Source organism: Amycolatopsis sacchari, assembly GCF_900114035.1.
GTDB classification, from domain to species: domain Bacteria; phylum Actinomycetota; class Actinomycetes; order Mycobacteriales; family Pseudonocardiaceae; genus Amycolatopsis_E; species Amycolatopsis_E sacchari.
This window is the reverse complement of record NZ_FORP01000043.1, coordinates 22,080-32,340: the sequence shown is the minus strand read 5'-3', so window position 1 is coordinate 32,340 and position 10,261 is coordinate 22,080. Positions and strand designations below refer to the sequence as shown.

The window sequence follows — 10,261 nt, the reverse complement described above, 5'->3', positions numbered from 1 at the left end:
AACGTCCTCTACGCGCTCCTGCGCACCCGCCAGCCTTACCAGGCCGACTACCGACACACCACGGCTACCGCTGCTTGACATAAACATTAGGCAGCGCTCTCCGCGCCCCGGCGGACGGGGCTCTTCCACCGCCCCGTCGACCGCGCCCGCCACGCCAACGGGATCGCCGCCAGCGCGATCGCCGCGTCGACGATCCGCAGCGGCAGGAAGAACGGCGCCGCGAGCAGGTAGCGGGGACGGCGCTCCACGGCCGCGACCAGCACCGTCAGCAGCACGTCGGGCAGTACGACACCGAGGCCGACCGTGCCGAGCGAGAAGTACCCCGCCACGAGGTCGTGCAGCACGGGCACGGGCAGGACGAGCACCAGCACGAGCAGCGGCAGCGACACCAGCAGCACGCCGGCCAGCACCAGTTCCCCGACGTACGCCGCGAGCATGGCCGTGAACAGGTCCCAGCGGGGACGGAACCGCCGCACCGTCTGCCAGAACCCCAGCGCCCAGCGCCGCACCTGCCGCACGTAGTCCCGCCACGTGTCCGGGTCCTGCGTCACCGCCCGCGCGCCCAGCGAAAACCCCACCTTCCCCAGCCGCCGCCGGTACACCTCGAACGTCATGTTGAAGTCCTCGATCACCAGGCCCGGCGGGTTGATGTCGATGGACGGCAGCACGCGGCCGCGGTACAGGCTCGCGAACCCCGGCACGATGTGGGTCGCGTTGGTGCGGTGCCACGTCTGCCCGAACTTCAGCAGGCGCTGCAGCAGCGCGTAGGTCCGTGAGCGGTGGGCGGTCAGCACGAAACCGGTCGCACCGCGCCGCGACGAGCGCCAGTCGGTCACCGCGCACCCGGCGACGGCCACGACCTCCGGGTCGTCGAACTCCGGCAGCGCCGCCTCGCGGACGAGGACCTCCGCACGCGAACCGCGGGGCACCAGGGTCGAGGTCATCTTCCCGGAGCCTGGAGGCGGCGGATGACGACGATCGTGTGCGGTGACGACCACGCGGTGTTCCTGGAGGCGCTCGTACCGGTGCTGGAGGACCGCGGGATGCGGGTCGTCGGCACGGGGGCGAGCCTGGGCGAGGTCGTGGCGAGGGTGCGGGACACCGAGCCGGACGTGTGCCTGCTGGACCGCAGCTTCGGCGGGGACCGGACCGAAGGCGTGGAACCCGTGCTGCGGGCCAGCCCGCGGACCAAGGTGATCATGCTGACCGCCGATCCGAGCCACGACGCGGTGCTGGCGGCGCTGCGGGCCGGTGCCGCGGGGTACGTGCACAAGACGAGGGGCCTGGAGCACCTGCTGGGCACGATCAAGCGCGTGGTGCGCGGTGAAGTGCTCGTCGAGCTGCCCGCGCCGCGGCGCGCGCCGGGCGTCCCCCGCGACGTCACACTGCGGGCGCGGCAGCTGACCGTGCGGGAGCGGCAGTGCCTGGCGCTGCTCGTCGACGGCCACGCGACGGTGGCCATGGCGGAGCTGCTGGGCGTCTCCGTGGCGACGGTGCGCACCCACGTGCGTGCGCTGCTGACGAAACTGGGCGCGCATTCACGGCTGGAGGCGGCGGCGCTCGCGGTCCGGCACGGGCTCGTCGAGCCGGCCGCGTCGGAGGCGGCCGCGCTCTGAAGCCGTGCGGTGTGGATCACCGTCGGCGGCCGACCACGCGACCGGGTGCGCGATACCCTGGAACTCCCGTCTTAGGAGAGGTGACATGCGGACTTTCGTGCTCGCGGGTGGGTGTTTCTGGTGTCTGGACGCGGTCTACCGCACGCTGCGCGGCGTGCAGGACGTGGTGTCCGGCTACACCGGCGGTGACGTCGCCGGGCCGTCGTACGAGCAGGTGTGCACCGGCCGCACCGGGCACGCCGAGGCGGTCGCCGTCACGTTCGACCCCGAGGTGATCCCCGCGGAGGTCGTCCTCGACGTCTTCTTCACGCTGCACGACCCGCGCCAGCTCAACCGCCAGGGCGCGGACGTCGGCACGCAGTACCGCTCGGCGATGTTCTACGCCGACGACGCCCAGCGCGCCGAGTTCGAGGCGGCCATCAAGCGGGCGGCGCAGTGGTGGGAGGGCGAGATCGTCACCACCCTGGAGCCGCTCGGCGAGTTCTACCGCGCCGAGGAGTACCACCAGGACTTCTTCGCCAAGAACCCCGGCCAGGGCTACTGCCTCGCGGTGGCGCTGCCGAAGGTCAACAAGGTGCGGAAGTCCTTCGCCTCGTACGTGAAGTAGCCCTGCTCACCCTGCACCGCGCCACCGTCGAGGACTGGCCGGCCTGGCGGGACGCCCGGCTGGCCGCCCTCACCGAGGCGCCGCACGCGTTCAAGTCCCGGCTGGCCGACTGGCCCCGGGGCGGTGAGCAGCGGTGGCGCGAGCGGCTGGAACTGCCGGGCGCGCTCAACCTGCTCGCCCGGCTCGACGGCGTGCTGGCCGGGATGGCCAGTGGCCTGCGGCTTCCCGATGACGTCGTCGAGGTCCGCTCGGTCTGGGTGAGCCCGCACGCCCGGGGTCACCGCGTCGGCGACCGGCTGCTCGAAGCGGTCGAACAGTGGGCTCGCGGGCAGGGTGCCGTGGCGGTGCGGCTGTTCGTGCTCGCGGGCAACGAGCGCGCCATCGCGCTGTACCGACGGCACGGTTTCGTGGCGGCCGGGGAGTCCGGCGCCGAACTCCGGATGCGCAAAACCCTGCGTTTTCCAGCCTGAAGAACCTTCGGAAAGTGCGTGTTTGCTGGGGTTCCGGCTTCTTCACACGATCGGGGATGCATCGGCGGCAAGCGCACGGGTAACGCTGTTGGTGCCGGACGAAAGAGTCCGACCGGACAAAAGCAGGACTCGCTCTCACAGAAGGGCGAACAACGGCGAGAGCGAGCCCTGTCCCTGTCTGCCGACAGAGAAAGGAATTGTCTCATGCGCATCATTCGCCGCGCGCTGGTGGCCAGTGCTCTGGCCCTCCCCCTGATGGTGGGCGCCGCCGGGATCGCCTCGGCCGACACCCACGACGACGCCAGCTACTACACCAGCAGCAGCACGGCCGCGGGCCAGGGCGGCGCCAGCACCGACAGCACCACGTCCTGGGCCACCGACGACACGAGCGCCTACCACCACGGCGCCACCGCGGCCGGCCCCGACGGTGCGAGCACCGACAGCACCCACTCGTGGGCCACCAACGGCGACGACGATGACTGGGGCTACAACCACCACCATCACTACAACTGCCACCACTACAACTACCACCACAGCAACTGGAACAACGACGACGATGACGACGGCGGCCTGCTGGACATCGGCAGCATCCACCTGCTCTGACGCAGGTGCATGAGTGAACGAGGCCGCGGGTAGGGCGGCTCCGCAGCGAACGGCGCGGAGCCGCCCTACTGCTGTGCGGGGAGGGGCAGCCCGGCCTGGACGAGCGCGGTGCCGCGCTCGTGGTCGTCGTCGGCGTCGTGCGTGAGCACCCCGACGACGACCTCCTTCCGCGTGTACCAGACGGTGAAGGCCTCGCCCTCGTGCTGGACCAGCTCGGCGTGGTCGAACCCGTCGCCCCACGCCACGTACTTCAGCGACCGCTCGCCCAGCAGCGAGCGGAACCCCGGCGGCTGCGTCCACGTGGCCTCCGCCCCGGCCGCGGTCCGGCCGGCGATCTGTCCCATCGTGAGCGCGTCGTCCCAGTGCTCGACGGGCAACGGCCGGCGCGCCGCCGCGTGGTAGGCCAGCGCCACGTCCCCCGCCGCCAGTACCCCGGGTGCACTCGTCCGCATGCGCTCGTCGGCGCAGATCCGGCCCTCTGTCGTGGAAATCCCCGCCTGCCGGGCCAGTTCCGCGCGGGGCGCGACGCCGGTGGCGAGCAGGACGAGGTCCGTGTCGAGCAACGGCACCGGCTCGGTGCGGACGCGGTAGCCGTCGTCCACGCCGAGCAGCCGAGTGCCGGTCAGCACGCTCACGCCCTCGCATTTGAGCCAGTGCAACAGTTTCCGGCCGACGGTGGGGCCGAGCCGCCGTTGCTGCGGCAACTCGTCCGGACACAGCAGGGTCACCTGGACCCCCATGCGGGACAACGAGATCGCCGCCTCGCACCCGATGAACCCGGCCCCCGCGATCACCGCGCTGCGAGCGCTTTCCGCGGCCTTCCGCAGCGCCCGCCCGTCGGCGGCTGAGCGCAACGTGCGCACGTTCGGGTGCACGGCGCCGGGGATCCGTGGTCGCGCGGGTTGCGCGCCCGTCGCCAGAAGGCAGTGGTGGTAAGGGAATTCTCGCCCGGACGCCGTGTGGACCACGTGCCCGGCCGTGTCCAGTCCGACCACGGCGTCGTCGAGCACGACCTCGATCCCGTGGTCCCGGTAGAAATGCGGGGGAGCGAGCGGCAACTCGTCCTCGCCCGCCTCGCCGCGCAGGAATTCCTTGGACAGCGGCGGTCGTTCGTACGGGGGTTCGGTGTCCGCCGACAGCAACACGACCTCACCGCCGCCTCCGGCCTCCCGGTAGGCCTGGGCAGCGGCGTAGGCGGCGGGCCCGCCGCCGACGAGCACGAACCGGTCGTCACCCCTCATGTCAGGCGGCTACCCGGCCCGCAAGATCGTGAATCCCCTTCAGTCCCGCTGCCGTTTGGCTCCGGCTGCCCGCGGGCATCTCGATCGGATGTCCGTCATCACGCGCCTGCTCGGCGTCGCGACCGTGGGAATCGGCGCGGCCATCGCCGTCCGGCCCGGCTTGCTGGCCCATCCGTGTGGTCTCGCCGAGCCGGACGGTTCGCTGAGCCGGTCCACGAAAACCCTCGTCGTCGCGATCGGTGCCAGGGACGTCGCCTCCGGACTGGCGATGGCGTGCGCGCGTTCGCCCGAGGCCCAGGACATCGCGACCGGTGTGCGCATCGCGTCCGACGTCGGCGATGCGATCAACTTCGGGCTGACGCTGCCGAACCGCGACGCGCGGCGCAAAGCCGTCGCCGCGGCGAGCGCGTGGGCACTCGTCTGCGGTCTGAGCCGGCTGCGGCGTCAGCGGTGCCGGTGGCGGCCTCCGCCGCCACCGTAGCCCCAGTTCTTGCCGTAGTCGTACGGGTTGACCGGCCACACGTAGGTGCCGGACGGCAGCTGCGGTGCGGTGTACGTGGGCTGCTTCGGCGCCGGTGCCTGCGTGGCCGGCTGGGGCTTGGCCTGCGCTTTCGGCTTCGCCTTCGTCGTCGTCGAGGGCAGCTGGCCGCTGAACTTGCCCTTGTCCGGCTGCTGCGCGACGGGCTGCGCCGGGATTTCGGCCGTGGTCGTCGGCGACGAGGAAGCCAGGTTCGCGACCTGGGCGCCGACGGGAGCGGCAGGCGGCAGGATCGACGAGGACTCGGGGGTGGTGCCGCTCGGCGCCGGGCCGGAGGCGGTACCGCCGTGGGTGTCCTGGGTCTGCGCGTGCGCCAGCGCCCAGCCGCCGACCAGCACCGCACCGGCGAACGCGAGCCCCGCGATCTTGAGGCCGGTCCTGGCGGGGCGGCTCTCCTCGACGGGAGCGGACGCCTCGGCCGGTTCGACCTCCAGCAACGCGGTCACGGTCCGCTTGTCGTAGTGGTACTGCGTCGGGGTGTCGTCGAGCGACTCGAAGTCGGGCAGCGTGCCGCCGAAGGAGCCGTCCGCGGAGGTGTCGCGGGTGCGGCGGTGCGAGGCGCGGTCAGCGCGGGCGCCGTTGCGGGCCAGCAGTTCGGCGACCGTGGTCGCTCCCGACGCGGTGTCGAGACTGTGGGTCGCGGTCGTCACGGAACGTGCCTTCCTCGTCCTTCGTCCGGGTGAGGACAGCCTAGCGGTCGGCGTCACCCTATCGTGCAGGGCGGCCCCGGAGGCAAGAGTTCCCGGTGGAGAGTTGCCCGTCCGCGCCCGATACTCGGGAGGTGTCCGAGGACTGGATCCTGCACGTCGACCTCGACCAGTTCATCGCGGCCGTCGAGGTGGCCAGGCACCCTGAGCTGCGTGGACGTCCGGTCGTCGTCGGCGGGACGGGTGATCCGACGCAGCGCGCGGTGGTCGCGACCGCGTCCTACGAGGCGCGCGAGTTCGGGATCCAGTCCGGCATGCCGCTGCGGACAGCCGCCAAGCGCTGCCCTGACGCGGTGTTCCTGCCGGTGGACAAGCCCGCCTACGAAGAGGTGTCCGAGCGGGTGATGGCGGTCCTGCGGGGATTCCCGGTGGTCGTCGAGGTGCTGGGCTGGGACGAGGCGTTCATCGGCGCGACCACCGAAGACCCCGAGGCGCTGGCCGCGGAGCTGCGCCGCGCCGTGGCCGAGGGCACCGGACTGTCATGTGCGGTCGGCATCGGCGACAACCGGCTGCGGGCCAAGACCGCGACCGGGTTCGCCAAGCCCGGCGGGATCTACCGGCTGACTCAGGACAACTGGTCCGAGGTCATGGACGCGCGTCCCACGGACGCCCTGCCCGGCATCGGGCGCAAGACGGCGAAGAAGCTCGCCGAGCTGGGCGCGGCGACCGTGGGCGAGCTGGCCGCCCGCGATCCGAAGGAGCTGGCTGAGCGGTTCGGGCCGACGATGGGGCCGTGGTACCGGTTGCTCGCGCTCGGCTACGGCGACCGCGAAGTGACCGCCACGCCGTACGTCCCGCGTTCCCGCAGCCGCGAGACGACCTTCCAGCAGAACCTGACGGATCCGGCGGAGATCTCGCGCGAGGTCGCCGCCCTGGCGCGTCGCGTCGCCGAGGACGTGGTCGCCGAAGGACGTCCCGCGGCCCGCGTCGCGGTGAAGGTCCGATTCGCGCCCTTCGTGACGCAGACCCGCAGCATCACCCTCGACGCCCCGACGAGTGACGCGGACGTGGTGGAGCGGGCGGCGCTGGCCGTGCTCGGCCTTTTCGAGGACAGCCGCCCGGTGCGGTTGCTCGGTGTTCGCGCCGAATTCCCGGCGTAATTTGCCGGTGTTTGTCGGATTTGCACGGAAAAGGTCACCGCTTCGAGTGGTTGCCGGGCGCGTGCCGAAATAGGGTTTGCGCATGGCAGAGTCGTCATCCGGGACGCGTCAGCGCCTCACGTCCGACCAGCGGAACTCCTTCATCGCCGCGGTGCTCGGCTGGACGATGGACGCGTTCGACTATTTCATCGTCGTCTTCGTCTACGCCGACATCGCGAAGAGCTTCGGCATGCAGAAGGCCGACGTCGCCTTCATCACGACCGCCACGCTCATCATGCGCCCGGTGGGGGCGTTGCTGTTCGGGCTGTGGGCGGACCGCGTCGGCCGCCGTGTCCCGCTGATGGTGGACGTCGTGTTCTACTCGATCGTCGGGTTCCTGTGCGCGTTCGCGCCCAATTTCACGGTGCTGCTGGTCCTGCGTTTGCTGTACGGGATCGGCATGGGCGGGGAATGGGGGCTCGGCGCCGCTCTCGCGATGGAGAAGATTCCGGTGAAACGCCGGGGATTCTTCTCCGGAATGCTCCAGGAGGGCTATTCCTTCGGTTATCTGCTGGCTTCGCTCGCGTCGCTGGTCGTGCTCGACTGGGCGGGCCTGTCGTGGCGCTGGCTGTTCGCGCTCAGCATCATCCCGGCGTTGATCAGCCTCATCATCCGGGCGCGCGTGAAGGAATCGGAGGTGTGGGAGACCGCGCGGCAGAAGATGCGCGTGACCCGCACGTCGGTGAGGGACATCCTGCTGGACCCGAAGATCATCCGCCGGTTCGTGTACCTGGTGCTGCTGATGACCGCGTTCAACTGGATGAGCCACGGCACGCAGGACGTGTACCCGACGTTCCTGTCCGCGCACACCTCCGGTGGTGCGGGGCTCAGCACGACGACGGCGACGTGGATCGCGGTCGTCTACAACATCGGTGCGATCATCGGTGGTCTCGTGTTCGGCTCGCTGTCCGAGCGGTTCGGGCGGCGCTACACGATCGCGTTCTGCGCGGTGCTGGGCCTGCCGATCGTGCCGCTGTTCGCGTTGTCCAAGACCGCGGCGCTGCTGTGCCTGGGGTCGTTCCTGATGCAGGTCATGGTGCAGGGCGCGTGGGGCGTGATCCCGGCGCACCTGACGGAGATGTCGCCGGACGCGATCCGCGGGTTCTACCCCGGTGTGACGTACCAGCTGGGCAACTGCCTCGCCGCGTTCAACCTGCCCATCCAGGAGAGCCTCGCCGAGCACCACGGTTACCCGTTCGCCCTCGTCGCGACGATCATCCCCGTGCTGGTGGTGGTGACGGTGCTGACGTTGCTGGGCAAGGAGGCGAAGGGGATCGCCTTCGGCACCGACCGCACGGCCACGACGCCCGCGGCGAGCGGCGAAGGGTAGTTCGGGGCCGCCGCACGACTTAGGGTTCGGTCATGGATGCGACGGCGACGGAGCTGGCGGCGAAGGTCCGGACGGGCGAGCTCGACCCCGTGCGGTTGACGGAACAGGTGCTGGCGGGGATCGACGCGGCGGACCGGGTCGTGGGTGCGTTCCGGACGGTGCGCGCGGAGGCGGCGCTGGCCGAGGCGCGGGCGCTGGTGGGACGGCCGGATCTCGCGGAGCTGCCGTTGGCCGGGGTGCCGGTGGCGGTCAAGGACGTCACGGAGATCGCCGGCGAGTACGCGTCGTGGGGTTCGGCCGCCACGGAGGCGCGACCGTCCACTTCGGACTCGGAGGTGGTGGCGCGGCTGCGGGCGGCGGGTGCGGTGCTGGTCGGCCTGACGCGGGTGCCGGAGCTGTGCGTGTGGCCGATGACCGATTCGCCGGCCGGGATCGCGCGGAACCCGTGGCAGCCGGAGTACACGGCGGGCGGTTCGTCGGGTGGCAGTGCGGCGGCGGTGGCGGCGGGCCTGGTGCCGGTGGCGCACGGGACGGACGGGCTGGGTTCGGTGCGCCTGCCGGCGGCGATGTGCGGGCTCGTGGGGATCAAGCCGGGGCGGGGGCCGTTGACGGAGCCGGGGTGGTACGGGATGTCGGCGCACGGCAGCCTCGCGACGACGGTGGCGGATGCGGCGTTGTTGTTGTCGGTGCTGGCGGGGCAGCCGGAGTGGGCGCGGGTGGGTGAGCCGGGCCGGTTGCGGGTCGCGGTGTCGACGGAGGTGCCGTTGACGCACGCCCCGGTGCCGAAGCCGCTGCGTGACGCGGTGGACCGGACCGCGGACGTCCTCGCGGCAGCAGGCCACACCGTCGAGCGGGCGACGCCGGATTACGGGTTGGAAGCAACGCTGGGCATCCTCGCGCGGTGGTTCGCGGGCCCGTCCGTACAGGCGGATGACCTGGAGCGGGCGCGTTTGCAGCCGCGGACGCGAACGCACGTCCGGGTGGGCAGGGCGCTGCGGACGGCGGGCCTGATCCGCGAGGGCACGGTGCAACGGTGGGTGAGGCGAGCGGAGCAGTTCTTCGGCCGGTACGACGTGTTGCTGACCCCGACGCTGGCAGCGCTGCCCCCGAAGGCCACCCGCTGGCACGAACGGTCGTGCGCCGCCAACGCGCTGCCCTCGGTGCGGTTGGCGCCGTTCGCGGGCCTGTGGAACCTGGCCGGCTACCCGGCGATGTCACTCCCGGCGGCCCGCCACCCGAACGGGCTGCCCCTAGGAGTCCAGTTGGTCGCCCCGCCAACAGCAGAGCCGCGGCTGCTGGCGCTGGCCGCCCAGGTGGAGGCCCTGAACCCCTGGCCACGCCTACCCCAGGCGGGGTCCCGGTAGGGGGGCGGAGGCGGGCCGGGCTTCGGCGGGCTGGGTTCGGCGGGCGGGGCTGGGCGGGCTCGGACTGGGGCTGCGGCGGACGGGCGGGCGGCGGCTCGGTAGGGGCCGGGGCCGGGGCTGCGGCGGCTTCGGGCCTGGAAGGGGCTTCGGCGGGCTGGGTTCGGCGGCCTGGTGCCTGGTAGGGCTCTGTGCGAGGCGGCCGAGCCTGGTAGGGGCTGGCGGGGGCTGCGGCGGCCCCGGGCCTGGAAGGGACTGCGGCGGGCTCGGGCTGGGGCTGCGGCGGGCCGAGGCCGGGTAGGTAGGAGCGGGGTCGGCATCCGGACTGAGGCCCGGCTCGATCCGAGCAGCTGTAGCCGGGGCGATAGGGCCGGACGGGCCGACACCAGGCCTGGTGAAGCGACTTCAGCTTCGCCCCGTGGCGTAGACGTGCGTCCGCCGCGGCTGCGGCCGATAGACCAGTAGCCACAGGCTCGGGAGCTGGCTCAGCCCGCGGGCTTCCACCCCGGCAGTAGCCGGTGAAGCGGGTAACGCGCAGGCTGGGCAGGCACGTCGACCTTGGTGGGCCCGCACCCGAAGGCGGCCGGTAGGGCCATAGCGCGCACTCGAAAGGCGGACTGGCTCAACCGCTTCCGCCCCGGCAGTTGCC

General features: G+C 71.9%; 11 protein-coding genes. 8 read left to right on the top strand and 3 right to left on the bottom strand.

All coding sequences use genetic code 11. The features are described 5' to 3' along the window. Nucleotides 1-86 precede the first annotated feature (86 nt). A complete protein-coding gene (locus BMZ92_RS35470) occupies nucleotides 87-944 on the bottom strand; it encodes a glycosyltransferase family 2 protein (RefSeq protein ID WP_091516956.1) in 858 nt (285 codons plus the stop codon). 24 nt (nucleotides 945-968) lie between these two features. Between BMZ92_RS35470 and BMZ92_RS35465 the strand changes: the two genes are divergently transcribed. From BMZ92_RS35465 to BMZ92_RS37710, 4 genes are all read left to right on the top strand, one after another. Beyond that, nucleotides 969-1,616 carry a response regulator transcription factor gene (locus BMZ92_RS35465; RefSeq protein ID WP_091516954.1) on the top strand — a complete coding sequence of 216 codons (648 nt, stop codon included), beginning with the start codon at nucleotides 969-971 and terminating at the stop codon, nucleotides 1,614-1,616. An 85-nt stretch (nucleotides 1,617-1,701) separates the two neighbouring features. Next, entirely contained in the window at nucleotides 1,702-2,223 is a 522-nt protein-coding gene (msrA, locus tag BMZ92_RS35460) for a peptide-methionine (S)-S-oxide reductase MsrA (protein ID WP_091516952.1), read from the top strand. Beyond that, a complete protein-coding gene (locus BMZ92_RS35455) occupies nucleotides 2,157-2,693 on the top strand; it encodes a GNAT family N-acetyltransferase (RefSeq protein ID WP_245783449.1) in 537 nt (178 codons plus the stop codon). The genes msrA and BMZ92_RS35455 overlap by 67 nt, the downstream gene beginning before the upstream one ends. 204 nt (nucleotides 2,694-2,897) lie before the next feature. Next, nucleotides 2,898-3,296, top strand: a complete 399-nt coding sequence (locus tag BMZ92_RS37710) for a hypothetical protein (RefSeq protein ID WP_177229015.1) — start codon at nucleotides 2,898-2,900, stop codon at nucleotides 3,294-3,296. Nucleotides 3,297-3,361: 65 nt separating this feature from the next. On the opposite strand, the gene BMZ92_RS35445 is transcribed toward BMZ92_RS37710, so the two are convergent. Further along, complete coding sequence (locus tag BMZ92_RS35445; protein ID WP_091516948.1) at nucleotides 3,362-4,537, bottom strand: NAD(P)/FAD-dependent oxidoreductase; 1,176 nt, start codon at nucleotides 4,535-4,537, stop codon at nucleotides 3,362-3,364. Nucleotides 4,538-4,625: 88 nt separating this feature from the next. Here BMZ92_RS35445 and BMZ92_RS35440 point away from each other — a divergent pair, with 88 nt between their 5' ends. Continuing rightward, the gene (locus BMZ92_RS35440; RefSeq protein ID WP_091516945.1) at nucleotides 4,626-5,018 is read left to right on the top strand and encodes a hypothetical protein; all 393 of its coding nucleotides are present in this window, start codon (nucleotides 4,626-4,628) and stop codon (nucleotides 5,016-5,018) included. On the opposite strand, the gene BMZ92_RS35435 is transcribed toward BMZ92_RS35440, so the two are convergent. Beyond that, nucleotides 4,982-5,725 (bottom strand): hypothetical protein, encoded by a 744-nt coding sequence (locus BMZ92_RS35435; RefSeq protein ID WP_091516943.1) that lies wholly within the window; start codon nucleotides 5,723-5,725, stop codon nucleotides 4,982-4,984. The two genes, BMZ92_RS35440 and BMZ92_RS35435, sit on opposite strands and share 37 nt — an antisense overlap. Nucleotides 5,726-5,856: 131 nt before the next feature. On the opposite strand from BMZ92_RS35435, the gene BMZ92_RS35430 reads away from it, so the two are divergent. From BMZ92_RS35430 to BMZ92_RS35420, 3 genes are all read left to right on the top strand, one after another. Then, nucleotides 5,857-6,882, top strand: a complete 1,026-nt coding sequence (locus tag BMZ92_RS35430; RefSeq protein ID WP_091516940.1) for a DNA polymerase IV — start codon at nucleotides 5,857-5,859, stop codon at nucleotides 6,880-6,882. 82 nt (nucleotides 6,883-6,964) lie between these two features. Continuing rightward, nucleotides 6,965-8,251, top strand: a complete 1,287-nt coding sequence (locus BMZ92_RS35425; protein ID WP_091516937.1) for an MFS transporter — start codon at nucleotides 6,965-6,967, stop codon at nucleotides 8,249-8,251. A 32-nt stretch (nucleotides 8,252-8,283) separates the two neighbouring features. Next, nucleotides 8,284-9,615, top strand: a complete 1,332-nt coding sequence (locus BMZ92_RS35420; protein WP_091516935.1) for an amidase family protein — start codon at nucleotides 8,284-8,286, stop codon at nucleotides 9,613-9,615. Nucleotides 9,616-10,261 lie beyond the last annotated feature (646 nt).

What these genes read in the sequence shown, in the direction of transcription:
- BMZ92_RS35470 (WP_091516956.1), bottom strand. Translation starts at nt 944, where the DNA reads ATGACCTCGACCCTGGTGCCCCGCGGTTCGCGTGCGGAGGTCCTCGTC.
- BMZ92_RS35465 (WP_091516954.1), top strand. Translation starts at nt 969, where the DNA reads ATGACGACGATCGTGTGCGGTGACGACCACGCGGTGTTCCTGGAGGCG.
- msrA (WP_091516952.1), top strand. Translation starts at nt 1,702, where the DNA reads ATGCGGACTTTCGTGCTCGCGGGTGGGTGTTTCTGGTGTCTGGACGCG.
- BMZ92_RS37710 (WP_177229015.1), top strand. Translation starts at nt 2,898, where the DNA reads ATGCGCATCATTCGCCGCGCGCTGGTGGCCAGTGCTCTGGCCCTCCCC.
- BMZ92_RS35445 (WP_091516948.1), bottom strand. Translation starts at nt 4,537, where the DNA reads ATGAGGGGTGACGACCGGTTCGTGCTCGTCGGCGGCGGGCCCGCCGCC.
- BMZ92_RS35440 (WP_091516945.1), top strand. Translation starts at nt 4,626, where the DNA reads ATGTCCGTCATCACGCGCCTGCTCGGCGTCGCGACCGTGGGAATCGGC.
- BMZ92_RS35425 (WP_091516937.1), top strand. Translation starts at nt 6,965, where the DNA reads ATGGCAGAGTCGTCATCCGGGACGCGTCAGCGCCTCACGTCCGACCAG.
- BMZ92_RS35420 (WP_091516935.1), top strand. Translation starts at nt 8,284, where the DNA reads ATGGATGCGACGGCGACGGAGCTGGCGGCGAAGGTCCGGACGGGCGAG.